The organism is Anaerococcus provencensis (assembly GCF_000312365.2).
Taxonomy (GTDB): Bacteria; Bacillota; Clostridia; order Tissierellales; family Peptoniphilaceae; genus Anaerococcus; species Anaerococcus provencensis.
Map to the genome: position 1 here is coordinate 468680 of NZ_HG003686.1, position 21347 is coordinate 490026.

At 33.7% G+C, this 21347-nt stretch carries 23 protein-coding genes and 1 riboswitch; of the genes, 22 read left to right on the forward strand and 1 reads right to left on the reverse strand.

Going from position 1 to position 21347, the window contains the following annotated elements; all coding sequences use genetic code 11:
* Positions 1-876: DMT family transporter (locus BN38_RS04925; protein ID WP_044565876.1), on the reverse strand; the 876-nt coding region annotated here is incomplete at its 3' end.
* 263 nt (positions 877-1139) lie between these two features.
* Here BN38_RS04925 and BN38_RS04930 point away from each other — a divergent pair.
* From BN38_RS04930 to BN38_RS05035, 22 genes are all read left to right on the forward strand, one after another.
* Positions 1140-2414, forward strand: a complete 1275-nt coding sequence (locus BN38_RS04930; protein WP_044565877.1) for an L-cysteine desulfidase family protein — start codon at positions 1140-1142, stop codon at positions 2412-2414.
* A 36-nt stretch (positions 2415-2450) separates the two neighbouring features.
* Positions 2451-3485, forward strand: a complete 1035-nt coding sequence (locus BN38_RS04935) for a uroporphyrinogen decarboxylase family protein (protein ID WP_044565878.1) — start codon at positions 2451-2453, stop codon at positions 3483-3485.
* A 29-nt stretch (positions 3486-3514) separates the two neighbouring features.
* Entirely contained in the window at positions 3515-4756 is a 1242-nt protein-coding gene (locus tag BN38_RS04940) for an SLC13 family permease (RefSeq protein ID WP_044565879.1), read from the forward strand.
* A gap of 196 nt (positions 4757-4952) precedes the next feature.
* Positions 4953-5309 carry a DUF2089 domain-containing protein gene (locus BN38_RS04945; RefSeq protein WP_044565880.1) on the forward strand — a complete coding sequence of 119 codons (357 nt, stop codon included), beginning with the start codon at positions 4953-4955 and terminating at the stop codon, positions 5307-5309.
* Positions 5302-6363, forward strand: coding sequence for a DUF4097 family beta strand repeat-containing protein (locus BN38_RS04950; protein WP_044565881.1), 1062 nt, complete (start codon positions 5302-5304; stop codon positions 6361-6363). Before BN38_RS04945 ends, BN38_RS04950 begins: the two co-directional genes overlap by 8 nt.
* Positions 6364-6764: 401 nt before the next feature.
* A complete protein-coding gene (locus BN38_RS04955; protein WP_044565882.1) occupies positions 6765-7883 on the forward strand; it encodes an EpsG family protein in 1119 nt (372 codons plus the stop codon).
* An 8-nt stretch (positions 7884-7891) separates the two neighbouring features.
* Positions 7892-8926, forward strand: coding sequence for a YveK family protein (locus BN38_RS04960; protein WP_044565883.1), 1035 nt, complete (start codon positions 7892-7894; stop codon positions 8924-8926).
* 163 nt (positions 8927-9089) lie between these two features.
* Positions 9090-9242: a hypothetical protein gene (locus tag BN38_RS11100; protein ID WP_154649917.1), complete on the forward strand. Its 153-nt coding sequence runs from the start codon at positions 9090-9092 to the stop codon at positions 9240-9242.
* A gap of 47 nt (positions 9243-9289) precedes the next feature.
* A riboswitch (TPP riboswitch) is annotated at positions 9290-9378 on the forward strand.
* A 65-nt stretch (positions 9379-9443) separates the two neighbouring features.
* The gene (locus BN38_RS04970; RefSeq protein ID WP_044565885.1) at positions 9444-10013 is read left to right on the forward strand and encodes an energy-coupled thiamine transporter ThiT; all 570 of its coding nucleotides are present in this window, start codon (positions 9444-9446) and stop codon (positions 10011-10013) included.
* 959 nt (positions 10014-10972) lie between these two features.
* Positions 10973-11338, forward strand: coding sequence for a GntR family transcriptional regulator (locus BN38_RS04975; RefSeq protein ID WP_044565887.1), 366 nt, complete (start codon positions 10973-10975; stop codon positions 11336-11338).
* Positions 11331-12014, forward strand: a complete 684-nt coding sequence (locus tag BN38_RS04980) for an ABC transporter ATP-binding protein (protein WP_044565888.1) — start codon at positions 11331-11333, stop codon at positions 12012-12014. Before BN38_RS04975 ends, BN38_RS04980 begins: the two co-directional genes overlap by 8 nt.
* Positions 12014-12814 (forward strand): hypothetical protein, encoded by an 801-nt coding sequence (locus BN38_RS10745; RefSeq protein WP_049944446.1) that lies wholly within the window; start codon positions 12014-12016, stop codon positions 12812-12814. Before BN38_RS04980 ends, BN38_RS10745 begins: the two co-directional genes overlap by 1 nt.
* Positions 12815-12903: 89 nt before the next feature.
* Positions 12904-13809 (forward strand): diacylglycerol/lipid kinase family protein, encoded by a 906-nt coding sequence (locus tag BN38_RS04990; protein ID WP_044565889.1) that lies wholly within the window; start codon positions 12904-12906, stop codon positions 13807-13809.
* Positions 13810-13897: 88 nt separating this feature from the next.
* Positions 13898-14377 carry a CarD family transcriptional regulator gene (locus BN38_RS04995; protein WP_044565890.1) on the forward strand — a complete coding sequence of 160 codons (480 nt, stop codon included), beginning with the start codon at positions 13898-13900 and terminating at the stop codon, positions 14375-14377.
* 22 nt (positions 14378-14399) lie between these two features.
* Entirely contained in the window at positions 14400-15500 is a 1101-nt protein-coding gene (locus BN38_RS05000) for a PIN/TRAM domain-containing protein (RefSeq protein WP_044565891.1), read from the forward strand.
* Positions 15501-16202: a 2-C-methyl-D-erythritol 4-phosphate cytidylyltransferase gene (gene ispD, locus BN38_RS05005; RefSeq protein WP_044565892.1), complete on the forward strand. Its 702-nt coding sequence runs from the start codon at positions 15501-15503 to the stop codon at positions 16200-16202.
* A gap of 7 nt (positions 16203-16209) precedes the next feature.
* Entirely contained in the window at positions 16210-16683 is a 474-nt protein-coding gene (ispF, locus tag BN38_RS05010; protein WP_044565893.1) for a 2-C-methyl-D-erythritol 2,4-cyclodiphosphate synthase, read from the forward strand.
* Entirely contained in the window at positions 16683-17852 is a 1170-nt protein-coding gene (gene metK / locus BN38_RS05015) for a methionine adenosyltransferase (RefSeq protein WP_044565894.1), read from the forward strand. The genes ispF and metK overlap by 1 nt, the downstream gene beginning before the upstream one ends.
* 8 nt (positions 17853-17860) lie before the next feature.
* Positions 17861-18910, forward strand: coding sequence for a rod shape-determining protein (gene mreB, locus BN38_RS05020; protein WP_044565895.1), 1050 nt, complete (start codon positions 17861-17863; stop codon positions 18908-18910).
* The gene (gene gpmA / locus BN38_RS05025) at positions 18910-19599 is read left to right on the forward strand and encodes a 2,3-diphosphoglycerate-dependent phosphoglycerate mutase (RefSeq protein WP_044565896.1); all 690 of its coding nucleotides are present in this window, start codon (positions 18910-18912) and stop codon (positions 19597-19599) included. Before mreB ends, gpmA begins: the two co-directional genes overlap by 1 nt.
* Before the next feature lie 152 nt (positions 19600-19751).
* The gene (locus tag BN38_RS05030; RefSeq protein ID WP_044565897.1) at positions 19752-20408 is read left to right on the forward strand and encodes a winged helix-turn-helix domain-containing protein; all 657 of its coding nucleotides are present in this window, start codon (positions 19752-19754) and stop codon (positions 20406-20408) included.
* A 12-nt stretch (positions 20409-20420) separates the two neighbouring features.
* Complete coding sequence (locus tag BN38_RS05035) at positions 20421-21317, forward strand: helix-turn-helix domain-containing protein (RefSeq protein ID WP_044565898.1); 897 nt, start codon at positions 20421-20423, stop codon at positions 21315-21317.
* Positions 21318-21347: the final 30 nt, after the last annotated feature.

Genomic DNA, 21347 nt, shown 5'->3' on the forward strand with positions numbered 1-21347 from the left:
AGATCCTGCAAGGACCAATATCATTCCAATAAGCAATCTCTTAGTAAACATTTCACCTAAAAAAATCACAGACAAGATTGAACCAAATATTGGTATAAATAATTTATATACACCAAATTCATTTGCTGAGTGATATTGCAATACTATAGTCCATATAGAAAATGCAGCTGCTGAGACAAATGCGCCATAGCTAAGCATTAAAAGTCCCTTGCTCGTCATTGGTATTGTTCTTTCAGCCGTTATAATACCAATAATTATCAGAAACCCCGAACCAATTAGAAATTGATAGGCTGTAAGTTTAAATGGATTTTGACCCTTTCCATATTTTCTGATTAGTATGCTTGCTAGGGCGTTAAAGAATGTTGCAATAAATATGAAACCTTCGCCTGTTAGACTTATAGAGCTTCCAGTAGAAGATTTGCCTGTATTAGTTATAAATACACCTGCAGTACCTAGTATTAAAGCTATAATTATATTTGGATTGATGCGGTCTCCAGGCAAAAGTATAGCCGATAGTATTACCACAATAAATGCATTCGTTGCCTGTATAATAGCTGACTTAACACCTGCGGTATTTGATAATCCTATATAGTAAAATATATACTGTATAGCTGTTTGGACTAAGGCTAAAATGATTACAAACTTAATATTTATGGGTGGATAGTCTTTTTTGTTTGTACCAGTTAATCTATATAAAATCAGGGTCACAATACCTGCCATAAAAAATCTTATGCCAGCAGTCAATATTTTAAGGCCTGTCTCTGATCTAAGTATCCCTAATTCTAAATAAGTAGATTTGATAAGTGGAATAGCAGAGCCCCACAAGAGCATGGCAAAAATACTAAATATAATAGCGTTTTTCTTATTTTTTAACAAATTTAACTCCTTTTTAAACACAATACTTCAACAATATAAATTTACTAATTTAAATAATTCTTTCAAGTATAAGTGAATAAATAATATCAAGTAATCGATATATTGAAATGATAAATCTTATTAATTAAGTCGTGTATATATATAATTTAATTGGCTGAAAAATAATTGACAAATGTTTTCCTGGATGCTATCATAGTTACGGATTGAGTAATATGAATATTATTCAATACAAAGTAAAATTTTATTAACAGAAGGAGGTAAGTATGAATGAAGATGAGATATTACAAGAGCTAATATCCATTGTAAAAAGTGATTCATCTAAAGCAATAGGGTGTACCGAGCCTGTAGCTATTGCCTATTGTTCCAATTTAACGGTTCAAAACGTAAATCGTAAACAAATAAATCGAATTGACGTTAGGTTGAGTAAGAACATCTATAAGAATGCAAAATCGGTAAAAATACCAGGAACAGGCAGGTCGGGAATTGACCTTGCAGTTGCTCTAGGAGTATCTATCGATTCAGTAACAAATCCGATGCTTGTATTTAGGGGGGTGAATGACTCTGTTATTAACGCTGCCGACTCCTTAATCAATAGCGAAGTCATAACTATAGAAGTTTTAGATAATAGAGAAGACGTATACATAGAAGTAGAAATTGAAGCTGATAAAACAGCTAAGACTGTTATATCAGGTGGACATACAAATGTATCTAAAATCGTAGTTGATGATGAAATAATAAAGGATAAGTCGGAAGAGAAATTATTATTTGATAGAATATTCGATATAAAAAGCTTATCATTTGAGCAATTAAAAACAATAGTTGACAATGCTGACTTTGATAAAATTAGTTTTACTCTTGAAGGTATTGACGTAAATATGCAAGCGGCTTCAGAAGGTCTTAAAGGTTATGGAATGAGCCTAGGTAAATCGCTTAGACAAATGTATGAACAAAGTAAGACTGATAACGATATTCTTAATAAAACCAGATATTTAGCAGCAGCGGCTGCAGATATGAGAATGGGCGGAGGCCAATATCCGGTAATGACAAGTGGTGGTAGTGGAAATCAAGGTATTGGAATTATACTTCCTATCTATATTGTTGCCCAAGAAAATAAAGTGGATGACGAGCTTCTGGCAAAGTCATTATTCTTTGCCCACTGCTTAAATAGATATGTAAAAGAATATTCTGGAAAGCTATCTGGTATGTGTGGATGTGGGATAGCATCATCGATTGGATCAACAGCAGGCATAGTTTATATGCTAGGAGGAAATTCAGAAAAAATTGCAGGAGCTTGTTCGAATATTTACGCAAACTTGACAGGCATGATTTGTGATGGGGCTAAAGAATCTTGTTCATTAAAACTTTCTACAAGTGCTGTAGAGTCAATAATCAACGCATATTTGTCACTAAATGGTGTAGTGGTTGAAGGCAATGTTGGAGTTATTGGTGATTCAATAGAAAATACAATTAACAATATCGGAAGATTATCTAGGGAATCATTTGTAAAAGTTGATGAAACGGTAATAGACATTATATAGAAATGATAAGCAAGATTGTATAGGAGGAGAGATTTTATGAGAAAATATACAAAAAGAGAGAGAGTTAATGCTGTTCTAAATGGAAAGCTCGCAGATAGGCCACCAATAACCGCATATAGACACTTTCCTGGACATGAAAGAAACCCTGAAGAACTGGCAAATACAATGCTTGAGTTCCACGAAAAATATGACTGGGATATATTAAAAATCCACCCAGCTGCAACATATATGCAAGAAGTTTGGGGTCAAGAATTTGATTATATAAATTATGAAAATGAAATATTCCCTACTCGTATTTCTGAAACTGATTCAAAGTGTGATTTATCAATCTTTACTGAAAAAGATATAGATACTCCAGTATTAAAAGATCACATTGAAGTGGTAAAGATTATCAAGGAAAAAATGAAGGATGATGCTCCAGTACTTCAAACAGTATTTACACCAATTTCAATACTTACAGGAGTATTTGGATTTCCAATGGTGCGTCGCCATTTCCCAGCGGACAGAGCAGATGATCCAATCTTTGATATCATGGAAAATAGAGAAGGTGAACTATTAGAAGCTTTGGAAAACATCACTCAAACCTACATCAACTATTGGAAGGGCTTAAAAGAAGCTGGATGTGATGGAATGTTTTTAGCAGGTGTTTCATGGGCGCGCAGTGGTTACGCGACAGAAGAAGAATGGGAAAAATACGTTAAAGACTTTGATGAAAAAATTTGCGATGCTATAAGAGCTGATGGAGGCATTGTAATGTATCACACATGTGGTATAAAGTCTAACCCACAGAGATTTGTTAACTACAATATTGACATCTTACATTGGGACCAAGGTGCTGAAAATAATCCAGATATTAAAGAAGCAGCAGAATACCTTGGAGATACTACTCCAATGGGTGGAGTTGATGAAATGTTGTTTGGGAACAATGAAGAAGTTGAGATTGCTCGTCAAGCAGAACTTGCGATTAATGAAAACAAAGATGTTCCATTTATACTTGCTCCATACTGTTCAATATCAATCCATTCAACAGATGAAGAAGTGATGGCGTTTAGAAATAGTGTTAATATTTAATGTAATAAAAGTAAATATAAGGAGAAGATATGACAACTGAAGCAATAATAACTTTGTTGATATTTGTTGCTGTCGTAGTTTTATTGATATGGCAACCAATACATCCGATTTTAGTAGGCGCAGCTATACCAACACTTTTAGTTATATTAGGAATTATAGATCCTAAAACTGCCTATTCACAATTTACTAATTCTACTGTAGTAATATGTCTAGGTCTAGGAGTCGTTGGGCAGGCCCTATTTAAAACAGGACTTGCTGACTTAATAGGAGAAAAGATTATAGGGGCTATTGGAAAGAGTGAGAAATCCATAATCCTAGGCTCTGGTGTTGTGGCTGGTGGTCTTTCAGCTTTTATGAATGACACAGGCTCAACAGCTTGTCTAATGCCTATTGTATCATCTATGGGTGAAAAAGCGGGAGTTAATAAGTCTAAGCTTCTTATGGCTTTAGCTTTTTCAGCATCATTGGGAGGAACTATTACACTTATAGGAACAACACCACATATTGTAGTAAATGGTCTTCTGGCAGACAATGGTTTACGAGAATTTGGATTCTTTGAATATGCTAAAATAGGTGTACCACTATTAGTATTTGGCTTGCTATACATGATGTTTTTTGGTGCAAAACTTCTACCAGATAAACATATAGAATCAGGATCAGAAGTAAAATTAGCTAAACGTGATAGCAAGAAAATGATAACTGTTGGAATTATATTTGTAAGTATAGTAGCTGTAATGGCGGCTAATCTTATACCTGTACATATTGCCTCAGTATTGGGAGCTATATTGGTTATATTATTTAGATGTATTTCTGTTGATGAAGCTATAAATTCATTTTCCACAACTACTGTTTTCTTAGTGGGTGGTATATTTCCGCTATCAATGGCTCTTGTTGATACTGGTGCAGCAGAATACATAGTCAACTTAGTAAGTCCAGCACTAACAGGACTACCTCCAGTAGTTCTTATAGGAGCTATAGCCCTCGTACAATTAGTTGTAACTCAATTTCTACTTAACTCCTCAGCTACTGTGCTTATGGTGCCAATCGCTTTATTATTATGTGAAGCCGCAGGTGTAAACCCATTGGCTGGAGCTATGGCAGTATCAATTTGTGCTAGTGGTGTTTTTACAACTCCATTTGGAACAGGACCAAACCTACTAGTTTGGGAAGCTGGTGGATATACTATAAAAGACTTTTTAAAGTCAGGATTGCCTCTTTTAGTATTATTCTGGTTGCTATCAACAGCGCTAATTAGTTTTTTTTATTTATAATTTAAAATAAATTAAAAAAGAGTAACTATAATAACTGTATGCTAAATATTTAGCATGCGGTTATTTTTTTTGATTTGAATGACTCGCAACTGGAAGTAAAAAAAGCATAAAAATAATGAAATAATAATTAAAAATATTAATTTAGACTTTACAAATATTAAAAACATAGTATACTTATATCAAAAGGAGGCTATCTATGATAAATAAATGTCCAAACTGTGGTGATGAGATGATCATCACATCATATAGATGCAATAATTGTTATACAGAGGTAAGCGGCGAATTTGAAATGGATAATTTCTCTAGACTTGATAAAGAAGATAAAGAATTCATTGAATTATTTTTACAAAAAAGAGGAAGTATTAAAGATGTAGGAGAAGAAATAGGCATTTCATATCCTACAGTTAGAAATAGAATAGATAAGTTAGTGGCAAAATTGGGCGGCAAAGTTGACAAAAAAGCTAGCCGCATAGACATACTAAATATGTTAGATAATGGCGAGATTACAGCTGACCAAGCTCGCGAATTATTGGAGGAATTAAAAGATGAATGATGAAAAACAACTTATATTAGAAATGCTAAAAGAAGGCAAGATTACTGTTGAAGAAGCTAACAATCTGCTAGAAGCAATCGGTAGCAAGAAAAGTAGAAATGACAATGACTTTGTTTCTAAATTCACCCAATCAATGGAAGCTGTCATCAAAAAGACAACTGAAACCTTTGAAAACTTGGGCAATTTTGACCTGGATAATATAGATATCAACCAATTTAATATCAGAGGTCAAATGAATACTCACGATGAGATGAGAATTGACGATGATATCAAAAATATCAATATCGATATTCCTAGTGGCAAAATCTATATAGAAAGATCTATCGATTCTGCCATAACCCTAAGCCAAGATATTTGGTCAAAAAAATCTAATTTAGTCGATTTCTTGGATGTAGAAGTACTTGGAGATTCACTAAATATCAGTATCAATGACGAACACAGAAACTACGATGCAACCCCAGTCATCCACCTATCTTTAGGAAAGAATATATATGATAGCCTAACTATTGACCTTGTAAATGGTTCTATAGAAGTAGAAGATGTTGATTTTACAAATTCAACCATAGATTCTGTAAATGCTAGAATTACTGTAATAAATTCTTGTGGAAAGCTTGATATTAACAATGTAAATGGAAAAATCGACATAAAAAACACAAACGGTGCTTTAAATATAGACAATGTCAACGGTTCTGTTTACCTATCAAATATCAGTGGCCAAGAAGCAAATGTAGAAGCAGTAAGTGGCAATGTTAGAATAGATGGACTAAATTCAAAGAAATTTACTGCAGATACTACCTCTGGCAATATCAGAATCTATCACGTCAAAGATGCTGAATCCATATCATTAGACTCATCTTCTGGTAACATTATTATTGACAGCGAAGGTTTTGAAGGTGAGATTAAGGCAAAGATTGAAGCTAGTGACTTAAATCTTTCAGAAAAATATAAAAACAAGATGCAAATTGAAAATGGCTATGAAGTATCAACAAATGCAAACAAGGAAGATTTAAATATTGATGTAAAATCAGGTTTTGGAAAAGTTAGTCTTAGATAACAAAAAAGGCACCATGGGGTGCTTTTTTTGTGGGGAAAATAACAAACAGTCAACGCATTGTATAGTTGACTGCCTTGTTCTCACTTTGTTTGATATTTTCTTTGTGAGAGATTAGTACAAAAGTATGAGGGTAATTAGTTTTGTACAAAAAGGTAAACAGTTGACATAAATTTTTTTAAGGAAGAGTACGCATTTGCGATGAAAATTAATAGTGTCAGCATTAAACTGTTTCCTCGCTTTATATACTAAGCTAGTATTGTATTATTTGCATAAAAGTTTTGTAAAATTTGTGTTAAATAATAAAAATTTCTAAATAATATAGGCATTATTCTTGCCCATCATCTATTTTATTTTGCATTTATAATCTGTTATAATAAGCTTAAGAATTTATGAGGATTATTATGGGATTTGCTTTATTTACAATAAGTGAGTTTTGCTTATTTATAATTAACAGCTTAATAAAGTTTAAAGATGAAAAGAAAAAAAGAATCTTTGCAGGGCTTATGTTCTTTATTATGATTGTTTTTGCGGCCATAAGAGGATCTGGGGATGCAGATTACTACAATTACTTATGGTTTGTAAAAGACATAGGGACTGATCTTGGCAAGGTCTTTAACTTTTCATATGCAGTGGAATTCGGCTTTAGGTTTTTTTCCTATATTATCAATATCCTGGGCCTTTCACGCCAGTGGGTGATAGCTATAATGAATGCTCTATCCATTTTCCCTGTAGCCTATATATCCATAAAAAAATCCAAAGATCCATTTTTGTCGGCCATTATTTTCTTGCCGATTTTCATCCAATTTGATATGCAAACAGCAAGAACTGCATCGGCTATAGGACTGGGACTTTTAAGTATTAACTTTTTTGCTGAAAGAAAGCACATAAAAAGTCTTTTGTTTTTCCTATTTTCATTTTCCTTTCACAGGGCGGCAATTATACTTTTGCCATTCTTGTTTTTTATGGCCTTTGAAATGGGGAGACCTTTTAAGATAGTAAGTGCAATACTTGCCATGCTGGTAAGTGTATTTTCAACCTTAGTTTTTAGACTTCTAGCAACTCTTCTATCAAGTGTAGGACTTGCAAGAATGGCTACAAAAATTAATAACTATACATTTACTGGTAAATTTGCCCAGTCCATGAGCCTATATGATCCTAGGATTATATTTGCTCTGGCTCTTTTTGTGACAACACTTATGTATTTTGATAAAAAGTCTTTTGGCAAAAACACCATAGAAGAAACATCTATCAAGGCCATGTGGTTTAGCCTCTTGGTCCTTTTGATCTTTAGGTCATCAACTGCCATAGCCTTTAGATTTTCAACGTTTTTTACAGTTTTACAGATAATATACATTCCCCTTGTCCTAGATCATATCAAAAATATAGACAAACTTGGTAGATTTTTGATAATACTTGCAGTCTTGGTATTTTTGATACCCTATGCTATCTTTTTGATGGCAAAGGCTCCAGCCTATGACTTTTTCTTTACAAATTTAAATGCAATATATTCATTAAAATAGGAGATAATATGCAAAAATTAACTAGCAAACAAATTATAGAAGCAGTAAAAAGAAATATCTTGCTATTACTTATTCCTGCCATAGTTCTAGCAGGTCTTAGCTTTTTCTTTACTGTAGTAAAAAGCGGGACTTATGAAGCAAACTCAGTTTTGATTGTAACTAGCAATACTGACGAACCAATCACCTACAACAAGCTAATTTTAAATGAGAAATTATCCAATATCTACGGCCAGTTCTTAGAATCAAATGACCTTTACGAAAAGGTGGCTTCTAAAATTTCCCCAGATATGAAAGCTTCTGACATTGAAAACAATTTGGAATACACTGTAAATCCACAAGGAGGGGTCATTGCCTTTACCTACAAGGATTCAAATGAAGCAAGAGCAAAGGATAGCCTAAATCTAATCACAGAGGAATTTAGAAAATTTGCCAAAGACTATTTGAATATGGAAAATATAGAGTATTTGCAAAATGTTCTTGTAAAAAAAGCTTCTAATACTCGTAATCTAATATTTACTATAGCTGCCTTCATAGTAGGAGGACTTATCGGACTTGTCATCATCATTATTAAAGAAATCTTATCAGATAAAATAAACGATGCAAATGATATTAGAGAGCTTGATATAGAAGTATTGGCAGATTTATCAAAAGAAAGGTCTGGAGAACTAGCAAAGGTAAAAAGAAAAATTGACAATATATCCCTTGAAAACATCATAGGCTTTACTCCTTTGAAGGTATCAAAGAATCAATTAGATATAGCAAATGATCTTGCAAATATTCTTGATGCAAAAGTCATAGATGCAAGAAGTCCTAGAGAAAATTTTGCTGATTTTGAAAGCGAGATGGCAGAAAAATTAAAAGATTATAGAAATGTAATATTTGAAGAAAAATCAGCAAATGATCCTATAAGTATCGATTTAGCAAAATTTGAGGACTACAAAATCCTACTTGTAGACAAAAAATCCCACAAAAATGAACTTTTAGGCCAAGTAGATGAATACAAAAGACTTGGTATCAAGCTTTTAGGGGTGATTTATTATTAAAAAGTTTTTTTTAATATGCGCTATCATAATATTATCCTCTTGTTCAAATTCATCTGAGTCCTACCAGGCAAAAGATATAGAAATAAGAGAAAATACAAAACAAACTAAGGAAAATGATCAGCTTCAAATAAATGGCCTTTATGAAGTTAAAGAAGACACATATATGTACGAATTTCCAGAAAAATGGTCTAAATATGATAAATTAGAAAAATCATCTGTAGTACAGATTTTAAGGGAAGCTGAAGATGGTTTTGTTTGGGTAGATTACAATGGAAACGAGGGTTATGTTGAAGTTGAACTTTTAAAAGAAATATAGAATTATTTTACTTAGATTTTACAAATGTTTAAAAGTCGATTATAATAATTACACACTAGGGGTGCCAAATGGCTGAGATTTTACCCTTAAACCAGATCAAGGTAATGCTTGCGTTGGAAAGTGAAGTAAACTCTTTGTAATTCTGGTTTAATTGTTAGCTTATTGGCTAGCCTTTAGTTAGGAATTATAAGGAGGTTTTTTATGGAAAAAAACACAAATTGGTCAACCAGAATGGTTGTTGAAGGTGGGATAATGCTTGCCCTAGCATTCTTATTAGACAAAATTGTCCTTTTTAGAATGCCATATGGCGGATCAGTAACACTAGCACGTAAATTGCCACTAGTAATATTTGCCATTAGATGGGGAGTAAAAGCTGGTATGGTCGAAGGAGTTTTATTTGGACTTTTAAATATGTTGATAGGTGGATATGTAATCCACCCAGCCCAAGCCATACTAGACTACATCCTATCAGCATCAATGATAGGTCTAGCTGGAATCAAATTTGGAGATGAGAGAAAGCTAACAAGCTATATACCATCAATAATAATTGCATTTCTAGCAAGTGGAGTATTTAACGTAATAAGCGGTCAAATCTTCTTTTATAGCATGACAAAAGCTAAAGAAGCAGGCTTTGATAACTTTATATTCTATAACATTGCACTAAACTATTCAGTATTATTAGCAGATATGGCCATACTACTTATAGTTTATGTTATAAGTTATAAGAGCTTAGGAAAGCTTTATGAGGACCAAAGGATATCAAAAATATAGGAAAAGACCACCAAGTAAAAATGGTGGTCTTTTTCTATAAAAATTTTATTTTAAAAAGTAATAATCTATTTTTGTTGCTTATATAGTTTTAATGAACTTGTCATCCTCGAGGGGTATTTCAAGAGACAATCGGAGAATCTTTATAAAGAAATCAAAAAGAAAAATGTTTCTTTACTTTTAGCTAATCAGTGTCTTTTATTTAAATATTTTTTAAGGCTGTGCCTTCGTATTAAGGGGGAAAACCCAGGGGAGTTCCGATTCTCCCCAACCGGTTTTCCCCCTTATACCCCCTTTTCTGCTACCCCCTCGAAACGGCCACTCGCGTGGGGCGATGTTGTGGTATAAACACCAAAAATAGGGTTTTATCAATCTCAAATTTCTAAAAATCGCAAACTCGCTACGCTCAAACAGTGCGATTTTTTATACGAAATTATGAGATTTAAAAACACCAATTTTTCCACCTCTAAGCTTAGTTATACTTCCCGGCCCCCTGTCATTCTGATTGAGCGCTAGCGAAAGAAGAATCTCCTGGCGTAGTGTTTCTCTATGAGATCCTTCGGTCACATTCGTTCCCTCAAGGATGACAGGTGTGCTAGAAAAATATAGTTAGTTAATAAAATCAAAATAAAAGAATTTGCGAAGCAAACTTCTACTAATCATTGCCCCACGCAGTGGCGGTGGGGGTAAAAAGGGTTTGGGGGTGTAAGGGGGAAGCGACGTAGGGGTCTGTCCGAGAGCGGCCGGACTGGCAATTGCTACCCCTCGACCCTACCCCCTTAGGTCGAAGGTTTAACCTTAAATAACGAAAACCCACAAGATAAGCACACATTTAAAAATTACATGATTTTAGTCCAAGATATTTTTAAAATATCGTCGATTTTCTATTGCATATTTTCAAATCCATGATATAATATTATTGTACTAAGATAGTAATACAATAATACAAGTTGGAGGTAGCTATGGAATTTGATAATCAAAGGCCAATTTATTTGCAACTTCTGGAAGAATTTAAGTTAAAGATTTCCACGGGCCAGTGGCCAGCTGGTGAGAAGATTGATTCGGTGAGGAGTCTTGCAAGTTTTTATGAGGTAAATCCCAACACTGTTCAAAAGGCTCTATCTGAGCTTGAAAGAGAGGGGCTTACAGAAACTAGGAGGACAGCTGGTAGGTTTGTTACTGATAATGCATCTTTGATTTCAGACCTGGAGGATGACTCCTTTAAAAAAATAGCCGATGAATTTATTGAAGGTGCAAAGAATTTAAATCTAGGAAAAGAAGAAGCTATAGATGATTTAAGGAATTATTGGGAGAAAAATTATGATTGATATTAAGGATTTAACAATGGTTTATAGTGGCAGGGCAGTTCTTGATAATGTAAACTTAAGCCTAGATCAAGGGCAAATTGTTGGACTTTTGGGAGAAAATGGTTCTGGGAAGACTACTCTTATAAGAATATTAGCTGGTCTTGAGAGAAATTACCAAGGAGTTGTAAGTATTTGTGGTAATAGGCCTGGAAGTCTTACAAATGACATAGTTGCCTATCAGCCAGACCACTTGCCTTTGGATGAGAATTTAAAAATTGAAGAAGTTTGCAGTGTTTATAGTATTTTTTATGATGACTTTGATAGTAATAAGTTTTATAGGCTTTTAAATAGCTTTGAAATTTCAAAGGAATTAAAGATTAAGGAATGCTCTAAGGGGATGAAAGAAAAGATTCAAATTGCCCTTACTTTATCTAGAAAATCCAAAATCTACATACTTGATGAACCTATGAGTGGAATAGATCCAAAGTCTAGAAAAATAGTATTAAATACAATAATAGATAATTTTGACTACCAAGGTCTTATGATTATATCAACTCACCTTGTCCTAGAAGTTGAAAAAGTCTTGGACAGAGCCTTATTTTTGGATAATGGCAAGCTTGTGGTAAATGAAAGTGTCGATGATATAAGAGAAAACCATCATATGGGTGTGGAAGAATACTTTACGGAGGTCTTATAATGGGAAAATTATTAGGAAGAATTTTTAAGGAAGATATCAAAAATAATATACTTTGGCTAACTTTACCCCTTATTTTTACTTTGATTTTAACTAGGCTTTTAAATACTTTTGGTGAAAATCCTCTAGTAATAGTTGGCATTGCTATAACCATGGTTCTAGTTGTTGCTGGACCATTTATAGCTTTAATATCTGTTGCTGTAAATGATTACGAAAGGTTTTATGGCAAGTATGCAGCATTTTATTCAGCTATTCCGGCTGAAACTGGCTCAATAAATGCTGCTAGATTTATCAATTACTTATTAATGTTTTTATTAGCTGGCCTATTTGCCTTTGCCAATTTTTCTATATTAGTAAATTTTTCATATGAATCAAATATGAATATGAGTGATATTTTTCAGGAGATAGCTAAGGCTGTTTCTTCCATAGGTGGCAAAAATTTTGCTGTATTAATTTTATATATGATTATTTTGACAATTACAAATATAATGCAAGTTATATTCTCGATCACAGCGGGATCTTCTGGAATATTTGGCAGACCATCGAAAGGGAAAGTAATTTTGATATTCATAATTATTTCACTAATTGTCGGTTTAATATTTGCAAAAATTCAAGTCCTTTCTGCATCTAATTATGAAGAATCGGTATATGTAACTGTAGGTGGTACTAATATTGAAATGTTAGCTGATAATAGCAATGGTTATAGAGCTATCATAGCTCCAATGGTATACAATGTATTGATAAGTTTATCATTAGCTGGGGGAGCTTTCTATCTACACGACAGAAAACTTTCAGTAGCATAAATTTGGTGGTGTTTTATACACCCCTTTTTTATTTACAAAATCCCAATAAAGCGTATATTTTACTTAAATAAACTATATAAGGAGGGCTTATGAAAAATGCCCTATTTATCTACAATCCAAACAGCGGTCAAAAAACTATAAATGATCAATTGTCTTGGATTATTGACTATCTAAGCGAGAAAGAATATCTAACAAGTGTATATGCAACCCAAGCTCCAAGAGATGCTAGCAAGATAATTAGCAAATATGGGGAAAATTTTCAAGAAATCATTGTAGCAGGTGGAGATGGAACTCTTGATGAAGCCATAGCAGCAATTTCAAAGGCGGAAATTGATCCACTTATTTCCTATATTCCTACTGGTTCTACAAATGACTTCTCAAAGTCCTTAGAAATCCCAACAGATATAGAAAAAGCTGTAAAACTAGCAAGTCGAGGAGATCAAAAAAGAATAGATATTGGTCAAATAGATGACAAGTATTTTGTCTATGTTGCAGCCTTTGGATCAATATCTGACGTTTCCTTCAATACAGACCAAGATGCTAAGAATATTTTTGGCAGAAGTGCTTATATTATTGAAGGTTTAAAGCAAGCTTTACCTCTAACTAACATGACAAGTTATAAAATGGATGTGTTAGTAGATGATGAAAATATAAACGGTGATTTTATCCACTTTATGGTGACAAATTCTGTATCCGTGGGTGGATTTACAGGGATAACTGGCGATAATGTCTCTTTATCTGATGGAATCTTTGAGCTAACAATGGTTCGTCGTCCTCAATCTTTAGCAGATGTAAATAAAATCGTATCAGGTCTTACCAATAGAGAAGAAAACGATATGTTAATCTTCCGTCAGGGATCACATTTTGAAGTTAAGACAAACCAAAAAGTTTCTTGGTCCCTAGATGGTGAATATGGTGGCACAAGTACTTTTGCCAAAATAGATGCATTGAAAGAAAAAGTTAGGATGAGAACAGGCATTAGAGATAATCAATAGAATATTTGTATTTTATAGCATATAACATTTATGTTTTACTAGTTTCTCAGGATTTGATATAATATAAATGAGAACCTAGGAGGTAAAAATGTTTAAAATAGGCGATAAAATCGTATACCCTAACCACGGTGCTGGGGTAATAGATTCTATTGAGAAGAAAGAGTTTTTGGGAGAAGAAAAGGAATACTTTATCCTAAAAATGCCAATTGGTTCCATGGATATTTCAATCCCGATTTCAAATATAGATAAAATGAATGTCAGAGATGTTATTGACAAGGAATCTGGTGATGAAGTTCTTAGGATTTTGGATGATGACCCAACACCTATGCCTGACAATTGGAATGTCAGATATAGAGAAAATCAAGAAGTTATAAAGACTGGTGATATCTTTAAAATTGCAGAAATGGTTAGAAACCTTGCGATTTTGGATAAGGAAAAAGGCCTATCTACTACAGAAAAAAAGTTATTAAACAGAGCAAGAAGAATAATGGCCAGCGAATTAGTAATGGCAGGTTCTCTAGAAAAAGAAAAAGCAGAAGAGATGATTGATGAGTCAATCGGTCTATAAGAAAAATTAATAAGGAGCATGGATGAAGCGAATATTTCAATTAGTTATGACACTAATTGGAGCTGTGCTTGGTATTGTGATACTAAATGTAGTAAATGCCGCAAGTTTGTGGATGGAAACAAGCGGCATTATCTTTATCATCGCAAACTTCCTAGCGGGTCTAATAGGTGGAATAATTTTTTATTTAATTTCAAAGTCGCTTGCAGGTAAGTTTATAGAAAACTTTTCCAATATTGAAGGGCAAATTAGCGAAATACCTGCAAGTAAGTTGATAGTTGGAACTATAGGAGCAATAATAGGAATTTTTGTTGCAACTCTAATATCAAGACCTTTAACCAGCCTACAATTACCATATGGAGGCAATTCAATTTTTGTGCTATTATCTATTTTATTATATATCGGTTTAGGTTACTTGGGATGGAGAGTTTCTACAAAAAATTCTGACGATTTTTATAATCTTTTCAAAGGCATAAGAGATAATAAGGAAAGCAAGTCTTCTTTAAGGCATGATAAGAATAAAAATCTTGCAAGCCCCAAGATTCTAGACACATCAGTAATAATAGATGGAAGAATAGTTGATATATTGGAAACGGACTTTATAGAGGGAGACCTCATAATATCAGAGTTTGTCCTAGAAGAATTACAACATATAGCCGACAGTCCTGACGATTTAAAAAGAGAGCGCGGACGCAGGGGTCTAGATATAGTAAATGATATCAAAAATAACAACAAAACTAACCTCGTCATTGTCGATACTGACTATCCAGATATAAAAGAAGTGGATAGCAAGTTACTAAAACTAGCTCTTGACATGAACGGCAAAGTTTTTACCAATGACTACAACTTAAATAAGGTGGCTGATGTTCAAGGAATACCAGTATTAAATATAAATGACCTATCAAATGCCTTAAAACCGATAGTAATCCCTGGGGAATCTATGGAAATAGAAGTAATAAAACTTGGTAAGGGCAGAAACCAAGGTGTTGGTTACCTAGAAGATGGTACTATGGTTGTAGTTGAAGATGGGGATAAGTACCTTGATCAGAAAATTCGAGCAACTGTAACAAGTGTTTTGCAGACATCTGCAGGTCGTATGATTTTTGTTAGAAGCGAAGAGGATTAAATGTTAGATAATAAGTTTATCTCAGCTGTTATTACAGCTGCAGGTTCTGGCAGACGAATGAATAGCCAGATCAACAAGCCTTTTCTGAATATAAGGGGCAAAAAAATCATTGAATTAACTCTTGATACACTTACAAAAATAGATGTTTTTGATGAAATAATCCTTGTCATAAGAAGAGAAGATGAGGATGATATAAAGAAAATTATAAAAGGCTATGATAGAGACATAAAGTACGTTTATGGCTCTACTACAAGGGAGCTTTCAACCTTTGAAGGGCTCAAAGCCTTAAATAGCAAATGTGAACTGGTCTTAACCCATGATGGGGTAAGGCCTTTTGCAAGTAGGGAACTTTTTTATAGGGTTCTTGAAGATTTGAAATCCTACAAGGCTGTAATAAGTGCAACAAAGACCAAGGATACTATAAAAATCGTAGATGAGGATATGGTTGTTGATTTTACCCCAAATAGGGACTATGTATATAATATTCAAACACCTCAAGCCTTTGACAAAAAAATCCTTTATTCCATGTATGAAAAATACGTGAAAAGTGAATTTAAGATTACGGATGACAGCCAACTTTTTGAATTCTTCCACAGAGATATTCCGGTAAAAATTGTAAGTGGGGAATATTCCAACATCAAAATCACAACAAGAGAAGATATACTATTTGCAGAAGCCTATTTAGCAGAAAAAAGGATATGAGGATATAATGAGAATAGGAATAGGATATGACGTCCACAGACTAGCCGAGGATAGAAAATTAATCCTTGGAGGGGTGGAATTTGACTATGAATTGGGACTATTGGGACACTCTGATGCGGATGTTCTGACTCATGCCATAATGGATGCGATTTTGGGAGCTTTGGGAGAAGCTGACATTGGAAAATTGTTCCCAGATACTGATCCTAAGTATAAAAATATATCGTCCTTAATCTTACTAGATGATATAGTCAAATTAATGGATGATAAAGGTTATAAAATCGGTAATATAGATACTATAGTAATATGTGAATTGCCCAAAATTAGTCCTAAAAGAGAAAAAATTAAAAAAGTATTGGCTACTCACCTAAGAACTGACATAGAAAATGTGTCTATAAAAGCCTCCACAAGCGAAGGACTAGGATTTACTGGTGAAGGTTTAGGAATAGAGGCCAGGGCAGTAGTAATCTTGGAGGAGAAATAATGAGAAAATTAATAACAAGCGAATCAGTCACAGAAGGCCATCCAGACAAGGTCTGCGATAGGATTTCTGATGCAATCTTAGATGAATGTTTAAAACAAGATAAAAATTCAAGAGTTGCTGTAGAAACAGTAACTTCAACTGGTTTGGTTTTAGTTGTAGGAGAAATTTCAACTACAGCCTATGCTCCTATTGAGCAAATTGTAAGAGATACTATAAAAGAAATTGGATATGACGATCCAAAAGTTGGCTTTGATTACTCAAATGTTGCTGTATTAACATCATTAATAGAACAATCAGTAGACATAGCTCAAGGTGTTAACCAAGCTCAAGAATATAATTCTACAAGTGAGAAATACGACAAAATTGGTGCAGGAGACCAAGGAATTATCTTTGGCTATGCAGACAATGAAACAGAATCATATATGCCAGTATCTATAGACTACGCTCATAAGCTTGCCTATAGACTAGCAGAAGTTAGAAAAGATGGGACTCTAGATTACCTAAGACCAGATGGCAAGAGCCAAGTAACTGTAGAATATGATGATGACAAATTAGTAAGAATTGATAATATTGTAATATCAGCCCAACATACAGCAGATGTTAGCCTTGAAAAAATCCGTGAAGATATCATAAATGAAGTCATCAAAAAAGTAATTGATGAGAGTTTAATCGATGAAAATACCAAAATTTATGTAAATCCAACAGGAAAATTTGTCATAGGTGGACCAAAGGGTGACAGTGGTCTTACAGGTAGAAAGATTATCGTAGATGCATATGGTGGATATTCTAAATCTGGTGGTGGAGCATTCTCTGGAAAAGACCCAACAAAGGTAGACAGATCAGCTGCCTATATGGCTAGATATGCTGCAAAAAACATGGTTGCAGCAGGCCTTGCAGACAAGCTTGAAATAGGTATATCTTATGCCATAGGTGTAGCCCACCCACTATCAATATACGTAGATAGTTTTGGCACAGGCAAATACGATGATGAAAAACTACTTGAAATAGTAAAAGAAAACTTTGACTTTAGGCCACAAGCTATAATTGATTACCTAGACTTACAAAGACCAATTTACAAACAAACATCATCTTATGGTCACTTTGGCAGAGATAATGAAGATTTCACATGGGAAAAATTGGATAAAGTAGACAAACTAAAAAATTACTAGGAGAGATAATGGCAAGATTTAGAAGAAGTGTGGCTATAGACCTTGGTAGCTCAGAAGTATTGGTTTATCTGAACAACAAGGGCATAGTCCTAGAAGAACCGTCAGTTATTGCCATTGATGTACTAACAGATGAGATACTTGCAGTAGGAGAAGAAGCTAAAAAATTAGTAGGCAGAACTCCTGGCAATATAAAGGCCATTAAGCCTATGAAAGATGGGGTTATAGCAGACTTTCCATCAACTGAGAAAATGCTAAAATATTTTCTAGATAAGACCATTAGCAAGGCCCTCATAAAACCAGATGTCCTAATCTGCGTGCCATCAAGGTCAACCCAAGTGGAAAGAAGAGCAGTCCTTCAAGCAAGCGAAAATGCTGGAGCTCATAGGACTTATCTTATAGAAGAACCACTTGCCGCAGCCATTGGAGCTGGAGTCGACATAACAGAAGCCAGTGGAGACTTGGTAATAGATATTGGTGGAGGAACTACAGATATAGCAGTAATATCTTCCGGAGAAATCATAGTAAGTAAGTCTATACCAGTAGCTGGAATCACTTTTGATAACGCCATAAAAGATTTCATCAGAAAAAGATATGGCTTATTAATTGGTGATAACAAGGCAGAAGAGATTAAGATAAAGGCAAATAGCCTTGAAGATAATCAAACTATAGAAGTATCTGGTAGACAAATTAACGATGGACTACCAAACAAAATTATCATAACTCTTGGCGAAATTCATGCAGCCCTAAAGGCTTCTGTGGATTTGATCGTAGATGGGGTAAAAAGTGTATTAGAGCTAACACCTCCTGAGTTAGCAAGTGATATTTACGAAAAACACATAATACTCACAGGTGGAGGAGCCTATACTCTAGGCCTTAAGGATAGGCTAAGCGAAAAGTTCCAAGTTGATGTAATAATAGCAGAAGATGCGGCTAAATGCGTCATAAATGGAACTGGCAAAGCCCTAGGATGGCTTGATGAAGTTGACAAGGGGCTTGATGATGGTAGGAAAGCAAAGCAAAAAGAACTTGAAGATAAGGAAAAACTAAGGAGAAGATGATGACAAAAAAATTAGTAATGGTAAGACATGGCCAAAGTGAATGGAACCTAGCAAACAAATTTACAGGTTGGGTAGACGTTGACCTATCAGAACAAGGAACCAAGGAAGCTATAGAAGCTGGTAAAAAAATCAAAGAAGCAGGCATAGTATTTGATCACGCTCACACATCTATACTTAAACGTGCTATTAAAACTTGCAACTATGTCCTAGAATACAGCGAACAATTATTTGTACCAGTAGAAAAATCTTGGAGACTAAACGAACGTCATTATGGTGCCCTTCAAGGACTAAACAAAGCAGAAACAGCTGAAAAATACGGTGACGAACAAGTTCACATTTGGAGAAGATCTTACGATACACTACCACCAGAACTATCTGAAGAAGATCAAGAAAAACAATTAAATATGAGACAGTTCAAAAATCTTCCAAAAGATGTAATTCCAACAGCTGAAAACCTAAAAGTAACACTAGATAGAGCTCTACCATATTTCTTTGACCACATAGCTCCACAACTACTAAAAGATGAAACAATCCTAGTAGCAGCTCACGGAAACTCTCTAAGAGCATTGGCAAAGCATATCGAGTCAATCTCAGATGAAGACATCATGGACCTAGAAATCCCAACAGGCCAACCACTAGTATACGAACTAGATGATGACCTAAAAATGATAAATAAATATTATCTATAAAAATTATTAGACTTGCTTAGGCAGGTCTTTTTTTGTGTAGGTATATACAAGAATATTTAAATTATATTGGCCGGCACAATAAATTTATATAAAGATATCTTTACAAAATCTCCTTGAAAACCTATAATATTATATAAGAAAAAGGAGTATGTATGAAAATAGCATCTGTTGAATATGAAAACGGTGTATCACAAATTTTGAATGCTCATTATGACAAGAATCAAGTACTTGTTGATAAGTTTGATAAATTGGAAGATTTGGTTGACAGGGACCTAACGGACTATGAACTAATCCTCGTAGATATGAGCCACAACAAATGTTTACAAGTTATTCACTATATAAAACAAACCACCAATATACCAGTAATATACCTAACTGATAGACATAGCAACAATCCCTATGAGCAGAAAATCGACGATAAAGATTTTGTAATTCATTCAAATACTAGGGAAGAATTTATAGATAGCGTCTTTAGAAAAGTTCAAGAAATTAATGATACAAATATTATAAACCTAGGTTTTTGCACCATGGAAGAGGACAATGGGATTTTTAGGATTGGAAATGATATTCTAGATTTGACCAAGTTTGAAATTGCAATATGTGCAGTACTAATTTCAAATATGGGTAAGACTCTTTCAAAATATGAAATAGTAGAGCAAATGGGAAAAAAGGGTCTTAAAACCACAGAAAGATCTGTAAGAGAGCATATAAGAAAGATAAGATTAGAATTTAAAAAAGCTGACTTAAATCCAATTGAGACTGTAAATCGTAAGGGCTATAGGTGGGTACTTGATTCTTGTACACCTTAGAAAGGGTGAATAATGGATTATAATTTAGCCTATATAGGTAATGAAATAAGGACTATAAGAAAAGAAAAAAAACTAACCCAAGAGGATTTGGCCTTTGCTGCTGACTTATCAGTAGATACAATAAGGAGGCTTGAAAGCGGAAAGGTAGATATAAAGCTTAGCTCTTTATTGGTTATTTTAGAAGAGCTGGGTCTTGAATTTTACACTATATTCAATTCTTTTCAAGGATCTACATGGTCGTATATAGATGATTACATAACTGATCTAGATTATTATATGGGTGAATTTAACTATGAAAAAGTAGAGGAAACATTAGGAGAATTTGAGAAGATAAATAAAGATACTCTACCTAATTTTTATCAAAAAAAATATAGTCAGTATCTTAAATTTTACCAATCTATAATTTATAATCCGAAAAGAAGTAGCAAAAGTTTTATAAAAGGTCTAAATGAGGCTATGGTCATATCTCATAAAGACTTTAAGATTAAAAAGTATAAAAATTATAACTATACAAATTTCGAATACAGGATATTATCTGCTATGGTCCCTTATTATAGGGAGAATGGAGACATTGGATTTAGCTACGACATACTACTATTTATATTAAATAATATAGGTGAAAATAATAATTTATATCCGAAAATATCTTATAATATTAGTAGGTCATATAGCAATGATGGTGATGTTGAAAAAGCGTTAGAGTGGAATAAAAAATCTATCGATTCATCTATTAGAAATAATGACACTATTAACTTGATTAATTCATACTATCAGAGAGGAGATATTCTTTTTAAAGAGAAAAACCCAGAGTTTTTATCATATTTAAATAAATCTATGGACTTATGTTTACTAACAAATAGGCCAGAATTAAAAGAAAAATTTAATAAATTAATTTATAAAGATAAGTAACCATGCTTTAAAGCCGGTTTTTATTAAGTT